The sequence below is a fragment of the Micromonospora sp. NPDC005686 genome, assembly GCF_042871665.1.
In the GTDB taxonomy this organism is placed as follows: domain Bacteria; phylum Actinomycetota; class Actinomycetes; order Mycobacteriales; family Micromonosporaceae; genus Micromonospora.
The window spans coordinates 38,697-55,692 of the sequence record NZ_JBIAIY010000014.1; the positions used below are offsets into that span (position 1 = coordinate 38,697).

Annotated in this window: 14 protein-coding genes; 4 read left to right on the top strand and 10 right to left on the bottom strand. The window is 71.9% G+C overall.

What is annotated here, in order from left to right:
- Positions 1-137: 137 nt before the first annotated feature.
- The 10 genes from ACFYON_RS26390 to ACFYON_RS26435 form a co-directional block, all read right to left on the bottom strand.
- Positions 138-1,712, bottom strand: coding sequence for an ABC transporter substrate-binding protein (locus ACFYON_RS26390; protein ID WP_354874503.1), 1,575 nt, complete (start codon positions 1,710-1,712; stop codon positions 138-140).
- Positions 1,713-1,843: 131 nt separating this feature from the next.
- Positions 1,844-3,025 carry a lipid-transfer protein gene (locus tag ACFYON_RS26395; protein ID WP_354874505.1) on the bottom strand — a complete coding sequence of 394 codons (1,182 nt, stop codon included), beginning with the start codon at positions 3,023-3,025 and terminating at the stop codon, positions 1,844-1,846.
- Between the two features lies 1 nt (position 3,026).
- The gene (locus ACFYON_RS26400; protein ID WP_198937703.1) at positions 3,027-3,452 is read right to left on the bottom strand and encodes a MaoC/PaaZ C-terminal domain-containing protein; all 426 of its coding nucleotides are present in this window, start codon (positions 3,450-3,452) and stop codon (positions 3,027-3,029) included.
- Positions 3,449-4,576: an acyl-CoA dehydrogenase family protein gene (locus ACFYON_RS26405; protein WP_354874507.1), complete on the bottom strand. Its 1,128-nt coding sequence runs from the start codon at positions 4,574-4,576 to the stop codon at positions 3,449-3,451. The genes ACFYON_RS26400 and ACFYON_RS26405 overlap by 4 nt, the downstream gene beginning before the upstream one ends.
- Positions 4,576-5,601 carry a MaoC family dehydratase N-terminal domain-containing protein gene (locus tag ACFYON_RS26410; RefSeq protein ID WP_354874509.1) on the bottom strand — a complete coding sequence of 342 codons (1,026 nt, stop codon included), beginning with the start codon at positions 5,599-5,601 and terminating at the stop codon, positions 4,576-4,578. The genes ACFYON_RS26405 and ACFYON_RS26410 overlap by 1 nt, the downstream gene beginning before the upstream one ends.
- The gene (locus ACFYON_RS26415; protein ID WP_354874511.1) at positions 5,598-6,782 is read right to left on the bottom strand and encodes an acyl-CoA dehydrogenase family protein; all 1,185 of its coding nucleotides are present in this window, start codon (positions 6,780-6,782) and stop codon (positions 5,598-5,600) included. Before ACFYON_RS26415 ends, ACFYON_RS26410 begins: the two co-directional genes overlap by 4 nt.
- A gap of 58 nt (positions 6,783-6,840) precedes the next feature.
- The gene (locus ACFYON_RS26420; RefSeq protein ID WP_354874512.1) at positions 6,841-8,538 is read right to left on the bottom strand and encodes an AMP-binding protein; all 1,698 of its coding nucleotides are present in this window, start codon (positions 8,536-8,538) and stop codon (positions 6,841-6,843) included.
- An 89-nt stretch (positions 8,539-8,627) separates the two neighbouring features.
- Entirely contained in the window at positions 8,628-9,776 is a 1,149-nt protein-coding gene (locus ACFYON_RS26425) for a CaiB/BaiF CoA transferase family protein (protein ID WP_387190305.1), read from the bottom strand.
- Positions 9,773-11,407 (bottom strand): AMP-binding protein, encoded by a 1,635-nt coding sequence (locus ACFYON_RS26430; RefSeq protein ID WP_354874516.1) that lies wholly within the window; start codon positions 11,405-11,407, stop codon positions 9,773-9,775. Before ACFYON_RS26430 ends, ACFYON_RS26425 begins: the two co-directional genes overlap by 4 nt.
- Positions 11,408-11,469: 62 nt before the next feature.
- Positions 11,470-13,041 (bottom strand): ABC transporter substrate-binding protein, encoded by a 1,572-nt coding sequence (locus tag ACFYON_RS26435; RefSeq protein ID WP_355095505.1) that lies wholly within the window; start codon positions 13,039-13,041, stop codon positions 11,470-11,472.
- A 396-nt stretch (positions 13,042-13,437) separates the two neighbouring features.
- Between ACFYON_RS26435 and ACFYON_RS26440 the strand changes: the two genes are divergently transcribed.
- Genes ACFYON_RS26440 through ACFYON_RS26455 form a run of 4 tightly spaced genes read left to right on the top strand, consistent with a single transcriptional unit; the run spans position 13,438 to position 16,983 of the window.
- Entirely contained in the window at positions 13,438-14,085 is a 648-nt protein-coding gene (locus tag ACFYON_RS26440) for a PaaI family thioesterase (RefSeq protein WP_161565969.1), read from the top strand.
- A complete protein-coding gene (locus ACFYON_RS26445; RefSeq protein WP_354874520.1) occupies positions 14,082-14,957 on the top strand; it encodes an SDR family oxidoreductase in 876 nt (291 codons plus the stop codon). Before ACFYON_RS26440 ends, ACFYON_RS26445 begins: the two co-directional genes overlap by 4 nt.
- A complete protein-coding gene (locus ACFYON_RS26450) occupies positions 14,954-16,090 on the top strand; it encodes a TIGR03617 family F420-dependent LLM class oxidoreductase (RefSeq protein WP_354874522.1) in 1,137 nt (378 codons plus the stop codon). The genes ACFYON_RS26445 and ACFYON_RS26450 overlap by 4 nt, the downstream gene beginning before the upstream one ends.
- Positions 16,087-16,983 (top strand): LLM class F420-dependent oxidoreductase, encoded by an 897-nt coding sequence (locus tag ACFYON_RS26455; RefSeq protein ID WP_354874524.1) that lies wholly within the window; start codon positions 16,087-16,089, stop codon positions 16,981-16,983. The genes ACFYON_RS26450 and ACFYON_RS26455 overlap by 4 nt, the downstream gene beginning before the upstream one ends.
- Positions 16,984-16,996: the final 13 nt, after the last annotated feature.

The window sequence follows — 16,996 nt, forward strand, 5'->3', positions numbered from 1 at the left end:
CATCCGCCGCTTGTGTGTGTGGCGGGGGGGGGGCCCCCCCCGGGGGGGGGGGCCGCCCGGGGGGGGGGGGGGGCCGCCGCCCCCGGGGGGGGGGGGGGGGCCGGCCCCCCCCGCCACCGGTGGTCAGGAGCGACCGGTTACTTCTTGACGGCGATGTGGCGCAGGTCCCAGATGCCGATGTTCGACATCGGGATGTTGTCGGTGCCGACGATGTTCGCCTTCGAGACGTTCGCGTTGGTCTGGTTGCACAGCGGCAGGAACCAGGCCTGCTCGAGCGTCGTCTTCCAGATGTCCTGGTACAGCGGGGCGCGCTTGTCCATCGACAGCGTGGGGTTGGCGGCCTCGGCCGCCTTGTCCGCGATGAGCGAGGGGTCCGCGGCCAGCTTGTACGTGTTCAGCAGGTAGGTGTTCACCGTCGCCGCCGGGTCGGCCTTCGGGCTCCACGACGTGCCGACCATCAGCTCGAAGTCGCCGGCGATGAAGCGCGGTTCGTTCTCGGTGTTGGGCACGGGGTTGAGCGTCGCGTCGACGCCGACGGCCCGCAGGGACGCCTGCACGACGTTGGCCGGCTGCTCGGCGTTCGTGCCCGCGGCGAAGGTGACGGACACCTTGGCGCCGCCGGCCTGCTGCACGAGGGCCTTGGCCTTGTCCACGCTGAACTCGTACGGGTAGGTGTAGTTCGGGATGCGGCTCGGGTCCGTCTCGGGCACGACCTGGCGGGTCGGCGTGCAGTAGCCGCTGAAGAGCGCGCTGATCGCCTCCGGGTCGACCGCGTGGGCGATCGCCTGGCGGACCTCGGGCTTGGCGACGTCGCCCTTGTTGCCGCGCATGTAGATGCCGACAACGTTCTTGAACTTCACCTGGTGCTGCTGGAGACCGCTACCCGGGGTGACGATCTTCTCAACCGTGGCGATCTCGCCGGCCGAGCTGAGCGGGGCCAGGTCGACCTGGCCACTCTGCAGGCCGTTGAGGCGGGCGGCGGCGTCGGGCACGCGCTGCAGCTCGATGCCGCCGAGACGGCCGACGTTCGGGTCCCAGTAGTTGTCGGCCCGCTTGAGGACGAGCTTCTCCTGGGGGACGAGCTGGGTGGCGATGTACGGGCCGGAACCGGCGGTCCCGGGATTGTTCTTGAGGTCGGCGCCGTCCTTGATCGCCTTCGGGCTGACCATCATGCCGGCCGTGCCGGTGAAGGACGCGGGCAACTGGACGCCCTTGCCCTTGACCAGCTTGAGCCGTGCGGTCGTCGCGTCCACGACCTCGACCGACTCGATGTCGGCGAGGTCGCTCTTGAGGGTCGAGCCCTCGAGGGTCTTGCCGCGCTCGATGTTGACCTTGACGGCCTCGGCGTCGAACGGCGTGCCATCGTGGAACTTCACGTCGTCCCGGAGCTTGAGTTCCAGGACGCCGCCGTCCTCGACGAAGTTCCACTCCTTGGCCAGGCCCGGGACGATCTTGTCGTCCTTGTCCAGCATGGTCAGCCGGTCCCACACGAGGAACAGGTAGCCCCAGGCGCCGTAGCTCGTCTGGAGGGCCGGGTCGAGGTCACGCAACGGACCCGCCGACGCGAACTTGAGCACGGCCGAAGTGTCGATCTCGCCCTGCGCGGCACTGCTGCTGCCGGAGCTGTCCGGCGAGCTGCAGCCGGCCATGGCGAGAGCCCCGATGCTGATCAACGCGACCACACGTTTGCGGGCCCTTATGTTGACGCCCATTCTCATCCTTCCCAAAACAAGAGCCGAATCGTTCCGGCTGATCAGAGGTGGTGTGTTGTCCCGTTCGGCGGCTGCCGGGCGGGATCCGTGGGTCGCTGACGGCCTTCGAATCTGTGGTGGTGGCCGGCGTCTCAGCCCTCCGCGGAGAGGATCAGTGCACTGGTGGGAACGCCGACGCCCGCCGTCACGAGGACGTTGCGTACGCCCTCGGGCTGGTTGGTCGAGGTCCCCCGGACGAGGCGGACGCCCTCCGCGACACCGTTCGTGCCGTGCAGGTATGCCTCGCCGATCTGGCCGCCGTGGGTGTTCGTCGGCAGCGAGCCGGTGACCTCCAGGTTGCCGTCGGCGATGAAGTCCTTGGCCTCGCCACGGCCGCAGAAGCCGTACTCCTCGAGCTGGTTGAGCACGTACGGCGTGAAGTGGTCGTAGAGAATCGCCGCGTCCATGTCGGCGGGGCCGAGCCCCGACTGTGCCCACAACTGCCGGGCGCAGAGCTCGACCTCGGGGATCCGGGTCAGGTCCTCCCGGTAGTAGCTGACCATCTGGTACTGGTCCGGCCCCAGGCCCTGGGCAGCCCCCCGGATGTAGACCGGAGTGGAGGGCAGGTCCTTGGCGCGCTCGGCGCTGACGACGACCATCGCCTGGCCGCCGTCGGTCTCCTGGCAGCAGTCGAACAGATGCAGCGGCTCGGCGATCCAGCGGGAAGCCTGGTGCTCCTCGAGCGTGAGCGGCTTGCCGTAGAACCACGCCTTGGGGTTGTTCGCGGCGTGCTTGCGGGCGAGCACTGCCACCCGGCCGTAGTCCTCGCTGGTCGCGCCGTACCTGTGCATGTAGCGACGGGCGAACATCGCGGTGTGCTGGGCCGGAGTGAGCAGGCCGTACGGGTTGACCCAGGAGCGGTACTCGTTGTCCGAGGTGGCCTGGGTCTTCGCCGGCGGAGGTCCCTGCCCGAAGCGAACGCCGGAGCGCTCGTTGAAGGCGCGATACGCCACGACGACGTCGGCGATCCCGCTCGCGACGGCCATGGCGGCCTGCTGGACGGGGGCGCAGGCGCCGCCGCCGCCGTAGGGGATCCGGGAGAAGAACTTCAGCTCGGGGATGCCCAGGCTGCGGGCGACCATGTTCTCCGGGTTGGTCTCCATGGTGAAGGTCGTCATGCCGTCGACATCGGCGGGGTTCAGGCCCGCGTCGGCCAGGGCGGCCGTGACGGCCTCGACGGCCAGTTGCAGCTCGCTGCGGCCGGAGTTCTTCGAGAACTCCGTCGCGCCGATGCCGACGACCGCGGTGCGACCCGACAGGAAGTTGGACGTCACGTCACTGCTCCGATCCACGGGGCAGGCGCACGGTCACCTCGGAGATGGCGTGCCCACCCTTGCTGTTCATGCCACGCACCGCGACGCGCACGGTGTCCTCCTCGACGCCGACGACCTCACCGGTCAGGCGCATCACGTCACCCGGGAAGTTCGGCACCCCGAGGCGGGTGCTCAGGCGCACCATGCGCGCGGCGGGGCCGGCCCAGTCGGTGACGTAGCGGCCGACGAGCCCGTTGGTGTGGTTGATGCTCATGTACGTGTCGGGGGTGCCGCGACGCTCGGCCTGGGCCGGGTCGTGGTGCACGTCCTCGTAGTCGCGGGTCGCGAGGGCGCCCGCGACGATGACGGTCCGGGTCAGCGGGATCTCGAGCTCCGGCAGCGTGTCGCCGAGGCTCACCTGCTCGATGGTGATCTGCGTGCCGCTCACAGCTGCTCCCCCTCGCCGACGAGGTCCGCGAGCTGCTGCAGGTGCCAGGCCCCGGAGCCGGCGGTGTTGGCCAGCTGCGTGGTCCAGAGCATGTAGCGGTGGACCGGATAGGTGACGTCGGCGCCCATGCCGCCGTGCACGTGCTGCACGGTGCGCGCGACGCGGTCGCCCGCCTCGGCGGCCCAGTACTTCGCGACGTGCACTGCCGCACGGGACGGCCGCCCGGTGGTCTCGCGCCAGAGCGCGTTGAGGTAGGTGACGCCCATCGCCTCGGTGTCGATGTGGCAGTCGGCGAGCTGGTGGGCGACGGCCTGGAAGGTCGCGATCGGCACACCGAACTGCTCACGGCCCGAGGTGTAGTCGGCGGCCTGGCGTACGGCGGCCTGGCTGATGCCGCTCTGCAGAGCCGCCACGGCGGTCCAGATCTGGCGCAGCAGCCAGTCGAGCCGGTCCTCCTCGGGGCCCTCGGCGAGCAGCCCTGCGGCGGCGCCGTCGAAGCGCACGTCGGAGGCGAGTCCACGGTCGGTGCGCTCGAAGGTGTCACGGCGTACCCCGGTGCCGGCGGTCGGCACGAGGTAGAGCCCGACCGCGCCCGCCTCGTCGGTGGCCGGGACGATGATCGCGTCGGCGAGGTGCGCCGAACGGACGCCGACCGCGGTGCCGCTCAGGGTGACCCCGTCACCGCCGGGCTCGGCGCCGGACCGCGCGCGAACGCGGGCGCCGTACGGCCGGGCGTCGGTCAGGTCGTCGACGGCGACGGTGAGGACCGCGTCCCCGGCGGCGACGCGGGTCAGCCACTCGGCCTGCTGCTTGGCGTTGCCGTAGCGCAGCAGCGGCAGGACGCCGCCGACGAGGGTCTCCCACAGCGGGACGGTGCCCAGCGTGCGGCCCTGTTCGACGAAGACGCCGGCGATCTCCCACAGGCCCAGCCCGGCGCCGCCGTGCTCCTCGGGCACGGGCAGCCCGAGGATGCCGGACTCGGCCAGGTCGCGGTACAGGACGCGGTCGAAGCGGTCCTGCCCGGCCTCGATGTCGAAGAGCCGCTGCGGGTCGCCGTTGCGCGAGAACACGTCGCGCGCCAGGTCGTTGACCGTGACCTGCTCCTCGGCGAGCTGGAAGTCCATCAGTTCCCTTCCTCTTCTGTGGGCTCCGGTGCGGAGGTCGCGGCCCGGAAACGCGGCAGCGTGAGGTTCTCGTCGTAGTCGAGCCAGTCGACCTGCACGGGCATGCCGATCTCGACCTCCTCGGCGTCCCCGGCGAAGTCGGCGACGAGGCGGGTGCCCTCTTCGAGATCGACGAGCACGACGGTGAGCGGGTAGTCGTACCCGGGAGCCTTCGGGTGGTGGCTGACGACGTAGCTGTGCACCGTGCCCCGGCCGCTCGCCTCGACCTCGTGCCACGCGTACGAGTGGCAGGAGGGGCAGATCGGGCCGGGCGGGTGGCGCAGCGTGCCGCAGTCGGCGCAGGCCTGGATGACGAGGCGACGCTGTGCGGCGGCCTCGAACCAGAACGCGTTGTCGCGCAGGATGAACGGCTTGTGCCGCAGCGCCGGGTCGGCCGCGGCCGGAGCCGCGGGCTTGGCGCCGGACGGGTCGAAGCGCAGGATGCGGAAGCGCTGGCGAGCCACGACCTCGTCGTTCTGGTCGGTGTAGGTGCGCAACGTCGTGATGAAGTGGCCGGTGCCCAGCCCCGTGGTCTTGCGCGGGGAGACGTCCTCGATGACAGTCGTCATCTTGATCTCGTCGCCCAGGCGCAGCTCGCGCACGTACTCGTGCTCGTCGTTGGTCGCGACGACCCCGACGAAGCCGGCGTCGGCGAGAAGCGCGAGCAGCCGGGCCATCGGGGTGTCCCGCGCGGCGCCCGCGGCTGCGGCCGTGTGGGCCTTGTAGCCGACCATGAGCCAGGTGGACAGCATCGGCGGCGGGGCGATGACACCCTCGCGACCGGTGTCACGGGCGGCCTGGTCATCGACGTAGACGGGGTTCTCGTCGCCCATCGCCTCGACGAAGTGACGGATCATCGCCTGGTTGACGGCGTCCTGGGCGTAGCGGGTGGGCGTGGCCTCGAGGCCGACGAACTCGCGCAGGCGGGCGAGGAAGGCCTCCTGGTCGGTGGCGTCGAGGGCGGGGGCCTGCGTCGTGGTGCTCATGCGGAACGTCCCTTCCTCGGCATGCCGAGACCGGCGACCGCGATCATGTCGCGCAGCACCTCGTTGGTGCCGCCGCCGAAGGTGTTGATGTAGGAACCGCGGGTGTACGCCTCCAACTGCCCGCCGAGGACGGCGTCCGGCGCGCCGGGTCGCCGGGTCGCGCGGGGCCCGACGACGGAGACGAGGTTGCGGCAGACCCGGTCGTGGGTCTCCGTGCCGTAGACCTTGGCGACCGACGCGGCGGCGGGCGCCGGGTTCTGGCCCTCCCCCACGACGGCGATCTTCCAGTTGAGCAGGCGCATCGCGGTCAGCTCGGCGTAGTCGCGGGCCAGCTCCGTGCGTACCCACGGCTTGTCGAGGACGCGGTTGCCGTCGGCGTCGGGCTCGGCGGCCCACGCGGCGACGTCGGTCCACAGCTGCTCGGTGCGCCCGCCCATCGCGGCCAGGCCCACCCGCTCGTGACCGAGCTGGCCGGTGATGAGACGCCAGCCGCCGTTGACCTCGCCGACGAGGGCCTCGGGGCCGACGCGTACGTCCTCGTAGTAGGAGGCGTTGGTGTGGGTGATGCCGCTGGTGGCGATCGGCGTGCAGCTGAAGCCCGGGTCCGACGTCGGCACGATGAGGATGGTGATGCCCTTGTGCTTCGGGGCGCCGGGGTCGGTGCGCACGGCCATCCAGACGAAGTCGGCCTGGCTGACACCGCTGGTGAACACCTTCTGGCCGTTGACGACCCAGCCACCGTCGGGTGTGGCCTCGGCCTTGGCGCTCAGCGAGGCGAGGTCGGTGCCGGAGCCCGGCTCGCTGTAGCCGATGGCGAAGATGACGTCGCCGGTCAGCATGCCCGGCAGGTACGTGCGCTTCTGCTCCTCGGTGCCGTAGCGCATCAGCATCGGGCCGATGTTGTTGATGGTGACGAAGGGGAACGGCGCCTGGGCGCGGTTGATCTCGTCGAAGAGGATGTACTGGTCGAGCGCCGGGCGGCCCTGGCCGCCGTACTCCGTGGGCCAGCCGAGCCCGAGCAGGCCGTCCTTGCCGATCTGGCGGATGATCTCGCGGTAGGCCGGGCGGTCCTCGTTGGTACCGCCGAGCGCCTCGCGGACCTCAGGCGTGAGCAGGCGCGCGAAGTAGGCTCGCAGCTCCCTGCTCAGCTCTCGCTGCTCGGGGGTGTACTCCAGGTACATGGATGTTCCTCATTCTCGGGGCGTGGGCGCCAGTCGGTGTGCCGGGCGGGCCGGCAGGTCAGGTGGCCGGCAGGAGCGCGGCACGTCCGTTGTCGGCGAACTGCTTCTCGAGGTCCCGGACGTCCGCCTCCGTCAGCGGGCGGTACGCGGTGGACGCGCCGTCGCGGACGTAGACGGGGTCGGTCGTGACCCAGGCGGTACGGCGCAGCACCTGCTTGGCGACCTTGCCGTTGCCCGTGCTGGGGATCTGGTCGACGATCCGCACGAAGCGGGGCCGCCACTTGGTGCCGAGGTCGGCCTGCTCGTCGAGGAAGGCGGTGAACGCCTCCGGGTCGAAGGTGGCGCCGCTACGCAGTTGGATCGCGCACATGACCTGGTCGCCGGTACGCGGGTCGGGCACGGCGAAGACGGGGGCGACCGCCACCCGGTCCCAGCGCTCGATGATCCGCTCGGCGGGCCCGGCCGCGAAGTTCTCGCTGTCGACGCGGATCCAGTCCGAGGAGCGGCCGGCGAAGTAGAAGTAGCCGTCGGCGTCGCGGTAGGCCAGGTCGCCGGACCAGAAGTCCTCGCCGCGGATTCGCTCGGCGGCGGCCTCGGGGTTCTTGTAGTAGCCCTCGAACCGGGCGGCCATGCCGACGCCGACGAGCTGGCCGATGGCCTCGTCGGCGTTGCGGAGCCGCCCGGTCCCGTCGAGCACGGCCGGTGGGCACTCCAGCCCGGTCTCCTCGTTCATGACCTTGATATCGGCGCCGGCGACGGCCACGCCGAGCGCCTCGGCCGGCGTCTCGGGGGTGCGGTTGATCCGCATGACGCCCTCGCTGGAGCCGTAGCCTTCGGAGATGACGACACCGAAGCGCTCGGCGAAACGGGCGATGTCGGCGGCCGAGGCCTCGGTGCCGACGGCGCGCCGCAGCGTGCTCGTCGCGTCGCGGGGGTCGACCGGCTGGGCCAGGATGTAGGCGAGGGCCCGGCCGACGTAGTTGAAGTAGGTGACGCCGTGCTCGTGCACGTCGCGCACGAAGCCCGACGCGGAGAACTTGCGAACCATGCGGATCGTCGCGCCGCAGACCATGGCGGGGCCGAGATTGAGCATGACGGCGTTGCCGTGGAACAGCGGCATCGACAGGTAGCTGATCGAGTCGCGGGTCAGCTCGGTGCGGGCCAGCAGCGCCTCGGAGACCGCGGCGAGGCGCCCATGGGAGCAGATGACCGCCTTGGGGGCCCCGGTCGAGCCCGAGGAGAACAGGAGCAGCAGGTTGGCGCAAGGGTCGACCTCGGCGGCGGGTACCGGCGCGCCGGCGTACCGTGCCAGCCAGGCGGCGTACTCCGGGGAGTCGATGTTGTGCACCTGCCCGGCGGGGATGCCCAGGTCGAGCCCGTCGATGAGGCCGGCGAGGCGGTCTTCGGTGAGGAGCAGGTCGGTGTCGGTGTGCCGCACGTCGTGAGCCAGCTCGGCGCCACGTCGGGTCGGGTTGATCCCGACCACGGTGGCGCCGGCCAGCGCGGCCGCACAGATCCAGTACACGTAGTCGGGGGTGTTCTCCAGGAGCACCCCGATGTGCAGTGGCCTGCCCTCCGGCCGGGGCACGTCGTTCAGGGCGGCGGCCCGGTCGGCGGCCTCCTGCACGATCCGGCCCCAGGTGATGGTGCGGCCTTCGAAGAGCAGGCCGGGATGATCGTCACCCGTGCGTGCGCGCACAATGTCGGCGAAGACGGCGGGTGCCGAGTTCCGGGCCACCGGGGCCTGAGTCGTCATTGACGTTTGCTCCGTCTCGTCCGTCGTCGAATGCGAGGCAGCAATCAAGCAAGCGCTTGGTCGAAGCGTAGAGTGAGGCTTGCCGCAGGTCAAGACCTTGACAACGCTTCCCACGGGCTGCTCGCGGCAAGCGCCGAGCGCACCCGGTCGGTGTCCTCACCACGGCGCCGCGGGGCCCGTGGCACGCCTGCGGGCGTACGCGAGAATCGGGGCGTGGGGGCCGGCTGAGCGACCCCCTCGACCTCGACGACGCCGCCCCGGGCACGCACCTGCGGGTGCTCGGCCGACTCGGCGATGTCCAGCACCGGGTGCACGCACGCGTCGACGCTCTCGAAGACGCTGGTCCACTCCTGCCGGGTGCGTCCGGCGAAGACCGACGCGATCCGCTCGGCCCAGCCGGCCCACCCCGACTCGTCGAACTGCCCCGGCCCGTCCTCCGGATCGAGGCCGAGGGTACGCAGGAACGCACGGTAGAACTTCGCCTCGATGGCCGCCACGGACATGAACTTGTCGTCGGCGGTGCGGTACACCCGGTAGAAGTGCGCCCCGCCGTCGAGGTAGTTCGTGCCACGGGTGAGGTTCCAGGCGCCCCGCGCGAGCATCGAGTGGATGACGACGGTGAGCAGCGCGCTGCCCTCGAGCATCGAGGCGTCCACGACCTGCCCACGCCCGGAGGAGACACGCTCCTGCAGGGCGGCCAGTACGCCGAAGGCCAGCACCATGCCGCCGCCGGCGAAGTCGGCCAGATACATCGGCGGCACGACGGGGCCGGTATCGGGCAGGCCGATCGTGTCGAGCACCCCGGAGACGGCGATGTAGTTGAGGTCGTGTCCGGCGGCCGCGGCGAGGGGGCCGTCCTGGCCCCAGCCGGTCATCCGCGCCACGACCAGGCGCGGGTACCGCTCGGTGAGTTCGGCCGGGGCCAGGCCGAGACGTTCGAGCACCCCGGGCCGGAACGGGTCGAGCAGGACGTCCGCGTCGGCGAGCAGCCGGTGCACGAGCGCCCGGTCGGCCTCGGACTTCAGGTCGAGCGTGACTGTCGTACGGCCCCGGTCGATCGCATTGACCTGCGCGCGCTCCCGCCGGTCGGGCTCGCCGGGCGGGTCGACCCGTACCACCTGGGCGCCCATGTCGGCGAGCATCATCGTCGCGAACGGCACCGGCCCCTGCCCACCGAGTTCGAGCAGGCGCAGGCCGGCCAGCGGTCCCTCGAACCGCAGGCCGGGGGCGGCGCTCACGCCTGTTCCCGGGTGCCGGCCGGGGCCGGGAGGCCGGTCACGGCACGGGGGTCCGTGCTCCACGTCTGCGCAGTCACGCCCTCCTCGCGCAGGACCCGCTTGAGGACCCGCCCGACGGCGTTCTTGGGCAGTTCGGTGCGGACCTCGATGTGGGAGGGGACGGCGTACCGCGGGATCCGCGGGTGCAGCCACTCGAAGAGCTCCGCGGGGTCGATCTCCGCACCGGGCGCGGGCACGACAGTCACCTTGAGGTCGTCCTCGGCCAGCGGGGAGGGGACCGCGTGGACGGCGACCTCGCCGACGGCCGGGTGGGTCGCGACGATGCCCTCGATCTCGAAGCTGGAGATGTTCTCGCCGCCGCGGCGCAGGTAGTCCTTGCCACGGTCGACGAAGTAGAGGTAGCCGTCCTCGTCGAGACGACCGTAGTCACCGCAGTGGAACCACAGGCCCCGGAAGACCTCCAGCGTCTTCTCCGGCTCGCGCCAGTAGCCGTTGAACATGATCGCCGGACGGTTGGGACGGGCGAGGATCTCGCCGACCTCGCCGACGGGCAGCGGGTTGTCGTGCTCGTCGGCGATGCGCACCTCGAAGGAGTCGTTGATCTTGCCTGCGCTCCCGGCGCGGTAACCCCCCGGTGGGGTGAGGGTGATCAGGCAGGCCTCGGTCAGGCCGTAGGCGCCCGAGCCGACCCGTTCGACGCCGAAGCGCTCCGTCCAGCGAGCGGCGAGCTCGGCGGTGACCGGCGAGCCGGACACGACGCGCAGCCGGCCGAAGGCCTCGCGGGTGGCCTCGGAGTCGGGGGCGCCGGCGATCATCGGCAGCATCGAGCCCATGAGCGCGGCCATCGTCGCGCGGCTGCGCAGGATCTCGTCCCAGAAGCCCCGGACCGAGAAGCGCGACGCGAGGTCGATGGCCGAGCCGAGCTGGAGCGAACCCATGACGTGCCCGACGGCGGCCATGTGGAACAGCGGCATCGCCGTCCACAGGACGTCGCCGGAGTGGCGTTCGAGGTTCTCGTGCATCTGGCGGGCCATGTTCGCCACGTAGCCGTGGCTGACCATGCACGCCTTGGACGGCCCGGTCGTGCCGGCCGTGTAGATGAGGTGGCTGGTGGCGTACGCGTCGAGGTCCGGGGTGGTCGTCACCGCCGATCCCTCAGCGACGGCGGCGTCGAAGTCGACGACCTCGGTGGCCCAGGCGGGCGCCGGGCCCGAAGCGGGCCGGATGGGGGCGCCGACGAGGACCGGCACCCGTAGCTCCGTGCCGATGAGGGCGTCGTCCAGGACGGGCACGAACTCGTCCTCGACGATCATCGCGACCGGGTCGGCGTCGAGCACCTGGTGGGCCAGTACGGGGCCGCGGTTGCTCGTGTTGAGTGGTACGACGAAACCGCCACAGAGCGTCGTCGCCCACCAGGAGAGCAGGGCCAGGCGGCCGTTGCGGGCGAGGACGACGACCCGGTCGCCGGGAGCGACGCGGTCGGCGAGGAACCCGGCGAGGCGACGCGACGCGGCATCGAGCTCGGCCACGGTGAACGGGGCGCCGGCGAGGGTGAGGGTGAGGTCCGGCTGCTCGTCGAGCAGGCGGGACAGGGCGGGCAGGAGCGGGGTGGCTGCGGTGGGACGGTTCACTGGCTCTGGCTACCTTTCTTCGGGTCGGCCGCTCGCGGTGGCGGACGGCGGGGACCTGACGCTCAGCCCTTCGTCATCGCCACGGTCCGCAGGTCGAACAGGCCGAGGTTGGTCCACGGCAGCTGCTCGGCCCCGACGACCTTCGGGGAGGCGATGGTGGCGCTGGTGAGGTTGCAGATCGGGATGAACCATGCCTCGGTGAGCAGCCGCTCCCACAGCTGGTGGTACTGCTTGGCACGCTCCTCGACGCTGGAGCGGGGGTCGGCGGCCTTGGCCGCGATCGGGCCGATGCCCTCGGGGTCGGTGGCGAGCTTGTAGTTGCCGGCGAGGTAGTTGTCGACAGTGCCCGCCGGGTCGAGACGCGGGTTGAAGGTGTTTGACACCTCGAGTTCGAAGTCGCCCGCGATGAAGCGGGCCTCGGTCTCGGAGTTCGGCGTCGGGTTGAGCTTCGCGTCGATGCCGGCCTGGGACATGGCGGCCTGGATGGCGGTGGCGGGCTGCTCGGTGTTGGTGCCGGCGGAGAAGCTGATCGACACCTTGGCCCCGCCGACCTCGGCGATCAGCGCCTTGGCCTTGGCCGGGTCGAACTCGTACGGGTAGGTCGCCGCCGGGTCCTCCCACGGGCTGTTCGGGTAGATGCTGCGGGTGGGCGTGCAGGTGTCGGCGAAGAGCGCGCGGATGGCGGCCGGGTCGACCGAGCGCGCGATGGCCTCACGGACCCGCTTGTCCTTGAGGTCGCCCATGTTGGCGCGCAGCAGGATGCCGAGGACGTTGCGGAACGGGCGGGTGGTCACCTTGAGCTGGCCGGTCTCGCCGAGCTGGCGGGCCTGGGTGATCTCGTTGGCCGAGGAGACGAAGCTGAGGTCGGTCTGACCGCTGATGACGCCGTTGAGCCGGGTGGCGCCCTCGGGGACCCGGGTGATCTCCATCCCGGCGAGGCGTCCGGCGTTGGGGTCCCAGTAGGTGCCTTCGGCGCGCTTGACGACGTACTTCTCGTTGGGGACGAACTCGGTGGCGACGTACGGGCCCGAGCCGGCGTTGCCGGGGGCGCGCTTGAGGTCGACGCCGTCGGCGATCGCCTTGGGCGAGACCATCATCCCGGCGGCGGTGGCCAGGGCCGAGGGGAGCACGGCGCCGGTGCCCGGCTTGAGGTTGAGGCGCACGGTGTGCGCGTCGACGACGGTGACGCCGGTGATGCTGGCGAGGTCCTGCTTGATGGTGCTCGTGGGCAACGTCTGGCCGCGCTCGATGTTGACCTTGACGGCGTTGGCGTCGAAGGGCGTCCCGTCATGGAACTTGACGTCGTCGCGCAGGGCGAGTTCGAGGTAGGAACCGTCCTCGGCGTAGGTCCACTTCTTGGCCAGGCCGGGGACGACCTGGTCCGTGGAGTCGACCATGGTGAGCCGGTCGTAGATCAGCGTGAGGTAGGGGTAGCCGCCGGGCGCCGGCTGCGCCGGGTCGAGGTTCTGGAACGGCGACGAGGCGCTCACCCGCAGGACGGCGTTGGGGTCGATCTCACCCGTGGTGGCACCGGGGTCGCTGGTCGGGGTGGCGGAGCAGGCTCCGACGGCGAGGGTGGCGGCGAGCAGGCTCACGGCGACGGCGAGGCGTCGGCGGCGCGGGAGGCGAGACACAATGGTCCTTTCCTGACCTTCGGCCCGGGAGCGGGAGCGGCTCCGCGGGTCACCGGCGCCCCGGAGGGCGCCGGGTGCCGCCGAGGTCGTTCGGCGGCGGCCGTGCGGGCGCGATGGTCATGGAGGTGATGGATGGCGGCGCTGGTGTGGAGCGCCTGCCCGGAACTGATCGGCATCCGCGCCCGAGGCTGGCGGTGTTGCGGCCGTTCGCGATCCAAACAAGCGCTCGATTGGGAACCGTAGGGGCAGCGTGCGGGCACGTCAATAGCCGAACGGCGGCCTGATCGACAAGGGGCGGCACGCGGCGCGCAACCGTTGCCAGCGCGCGGTCAGGTCGCTAAGGTGCCCATCAAGCAAGCGCTTGGTTGCTTGATGTCGGCCAAAGGAGTCCGCACGGTGGAAGCCCCCCTCGCCACGGCACAGCCCCGCGACACCGGCATCGACGCGGTCGCCTCGGCCACCCGCCGGCTCATCGACGCGATCACGCGCGCGGGCGGGGCCGTCGACGCCGACGCCAACCGGATCGTGGCCGACCTCGACGCGCTCACCGCCCGGATCGACGCCCACGCCCCGGACCTCTCCGAGCGGATCGCGACGATGTGGCGCCAGCCCGGCCCGGGCCGCTTCGACCCCGCCGGCGGCACCGAGAACCCGCTGTCACCGCCGGTGGCCCTCTGGGTCGAGCCGGACGGCTCACTACGCGGGGAAGTCACCCTGAGGCTTGCCTTTCAGGGGCCACCCGGGCACGTGCACGGCGGCACCTCGGCCATGCTCATGGACCACGCCCTCGGCATCGCCAACGCCCGCGCCGGATACGCCGCGGTGACCGTCGGGCTCGACATCTCCTTCCGCGCGGCCATCCCGATCGGCTCGACGATCACGATCCTGGCCCGGCACGACGGGCGCGACGGTCGCAAGGTGCGCAGCTCCGGCGAGCTGCGCGTCGGGGACCTGACGTGCGTCACGGCCACGGGCACCTTCGTACTCATGGACGACCCGTCCACGCGGGAGAAGTTCCGCCGACCGTCGAGGGAGCAGGCATGAGCACCGATCCCCACCCGACCACCGCCGCACCCGGCCCGCTCGCCGGCCGCGGCGCGCTCGTCATCGGCGGGGGCGGCGGCTTCGGCCGCGCCATCGCCGCCGCCCTGGCCGCCGACGGGGCCGCCGTGACGATCATGGGACGAACCGGGGCGACGCTGCGGGCGGCGGCCGAGACGATCGCCGCGGCCGCCCCTGGAGCACCACCGGTACGGATCAGCGCCGGCGACTCCACCCACGAACAGGACGTGGCCGTCGCGGTACGCGTCGCCGACGAGACCCCGCTGGCGGCCGTCGTCACCACGGTCGGCGGCGGCACCTTCCGTCCCGTGCTCGCCCTCGACGCCGAGACCCTCGAGCACGACTTCCGGCGCAACGTCACCACGGCGCTGCACGCCATCCGGCACGGCGGACAGGCCCTGGCCGCGCACGGTGGGGGCGCGATCGTGTGCACCTCGTCGAGCGCGGGCGGGCACTCCTTCCCGTTCATGCCGTCGTACTCGGTGAGCAAGGCCGCGCTCGAGGCACTCGTCCGGGTCGCCGCCGACGAACTCGGCCACCTCGCGGTACGGGTCAACGTCGTACGCCCCGGCATCGTCGCCACCGACGGGGCCAACCCGGGCCTGCTGCTGGCCGACCCCGAGCTGGCCGCCGCGACCGTCGCCGAGAAGCCCCTGTCGCGGATCGGGCGCGCCGAGGACGTCGCCGCCGCGGTCCGCTTCCTGTGCGGTCCCGACTCCTCATGGATCACCGGCGCCTGCCTGCCCGTCGAGGGCGGGGCCCACCTGCGGCGCGCGCCCCGCCTGGAGAAGCTCGCCCGGATCGTCAACGGCGACGAGGTCGTCGACGCCACCCTGGCGGGCCGCATCCCATGACGACACCACAGACACCCGCCACCCGGATGGAGCTGACCACGACGCTGCCGCCGACGACGGCGCTGCGCGAGGTGCCCGCGGTCGTGGCGCGCATCGAACGGCTCGGCTTCGACACCGTGCACATCCCCGAGACGACGCACGACTCCCTGGCGGTCGCGCTGCTCGCGGCCGAGCACACCAGCCGGATCACCGTACGCACCAGCATGACGCTGGCCTTCCCCCGCAGCCCGATGGTGACCGCGTACGCCGCGTGGGATCTCGCGCGCTTCTCCGAGGGTCGCTTCCAGCTCGGTCTGGCCACCCAGGTGCGCGGCAACATCGTCGGCCGCTTCTCGGTGCCATGGGAGCGGCCGGTCGAGAACCTGCGCGACTACCTCGCCTCGATCCGGGCGATCTTCGCCGCGTTCAGCACGGGCGGGCCCCTGGAGCACGAGGGCAGCCACTACCGCTTCACCCGGCTCCAGCCGTACTTCAATCCCGGCCCGCTGTCGACCGCGGCCCCGGCGCTCTACACCGGCGGGGTCAACCGACGCGTCTGTGAGGTGGCCGGCGAGCTCGCCGACGGATTCGTCACCCACGCGACGAACTCGCACCCGAGTCACCTGCGCACGGTCGTGCTTCCCGCGCTGCGCGCCGGGGCCGAGCGGGCCGGACGCGCGGCTATCCCCCGGGTCGTCGTGGTGTCCAAGTCGATCACCGGTCCGACGCCGGCCGCACTCGCCGCGAGCCGCGACTCCGCCCGCCAGGAGCTGGCGTTCCTCTTCTCCACACCCGCCTACCGCACGACCCTGGACCGGCTCGGACTGGGCCGGGTCGGCGAACGGCTCGCCGCGATGGCCGCCTCCGGGCGCTGGACGGGACTCGCCGGCACCCTCGACGACGAGACCCTGGCCACGCTCATCCCGCACGGCACCTACGCCGAACTGCCGGACGTGCTCGGGCAGGCCTACGGCGGGATCGCCGACGGGCTCGGGCTCGGGCTGCCGCTCGACCCGGACGACGACGAGGACTTCGGCGCGTTGCTCGAACGCCTCCGGCTCATCCCGACGAGTGCCGCGTCCACCACCCCGCCCGCGACCGGCGGCCCCACCAGCGCGACGCGCGGCGTCGCCGGATCGGAGACCCTGTCATGACCGCGCGCATCGGACTGCTCACCCCGGTCGTCGTCCAACATCCGCGCACCGCGGCCGCCTGGGAACGGGACGTCCTGTCCGGCCCCGACGTCGGCGGTGCGCTGCTCGCCGTCGCCCGCGCCGCCGACGACCTGGGCTACCACCATCTGACATGCAGCGAGCACGTCGCCGTGCCCGCCCCGATCGCCGTCGAGCGGGGCGCGACGTACTTCGACCCCGTGGCCACGCTGTCGTTCCTCGCCTCGGCGACGCGCCGCGTCCGGCTCGCGACGAACGTCGTCGTCATCGGCTACCACCATCCGCTCGCCCTCGCCAAGACCTACGGCACCCTCGACCTGCTCAGCGGCGGACGCGTCATCCTCGGGATCGGGGTCGGCAGCCTCGAAGAGGAGTTCGACCTGCTCGGCGCCGAGTTCGCGCGGCGCGGCGCGATCGCGGACGAGGCGATCACGGCCCTGCGCGCGGCGTGGGGCAGGGCCGTGCCGCACCACGAGGGGCCCCACTTCACGTTCACCGACTTCGTCGTCGAACCGCACGCGCCGCGCACCACGGTGCCGCTGTGGATCGGTGGGCGCACCCGCCGCTCGCTGCGCCGCGCCGTGGCGTACGGCACCGGGTGGGCGCCGTTCGGCCTCGGGCCGCGGGAGCTGACCCACATGTGGAACTCCGTGGAACGCCCGGACGGCTTCGACCTCGTGCTGCAGATCCCGCCGCTGGACCCGCTCGGAGACCCGGACGGCTCCCGCGAGCACTTGCACACGGCCGATGCCGTCGGGGCGACCGCGGTCAACGCGAGCCTCGTGGCCGCCTCGGCGGCCCACCACCTCGAGCAGATGGCCGCGCTGCGCGAGCTCGCCCCGGAACGCTTCGAGGGGAACCCGTCCACGACCTGACCGGCCGTCGACC

Coding starts and splice junctions, on each gene's coding strand:
- ACFYON_RS26390 (WP_354874503.1), bottom strand. CDS start 1,712: ATGGGCGTCAACATAAGGGCCCGCAAACGTGTGGTCGCGTTGATCAGC.
- ACFYON_RS26405 (WP_354874507.1), bottom strand. CDS start 4,576: ATGGACTTCCAGCTCGCCGAGGAGCAGGTCACGGTCAACGACCTGGCG.
- ACFYON_RS26410 (WP_354874509.1), bottom strand. CDS start 5,601: ATGAGCACCACGACGCAGGCCCCCGCCCTCGACGCCACCGACCAGGAG.
- ACFYON_RS26415 (WP_354874511.1), bottom strand. CDS start 6,782: ATGTACCTGGAGTACACCCCCGAGCAGCGAGAGCTGAGCAGGGAGCTG.
- ACFYON_RS26420 (WP_354874512.1), bottom strand. CDS start 8,538: ATGACGACTCAGGCCCCGGTGGCCCGGAACTCGGCACCCGCCGTCTTC.
- ACFYON_RS26445 (WP_354874520.1), top strand. CDS start 14,082: ATGAGCACCGATCCCCACCCGACCACCGCCGCACCCGGCCCGCTCGCC.
- ACFYON_RS26450 (WP_354874522.1), top strand. CDS start 14,954: ATGACGACACCACAGACACCCGCCACCCGGATGGAGCTGACCACGACG.
- ACFYON_RS26455 (WP_354874524.1), top strand. CDS start 16,087: ATGACCGCGCGCATCGGACTGCTCACCCCGGTCGTCGTCCAACATCCG.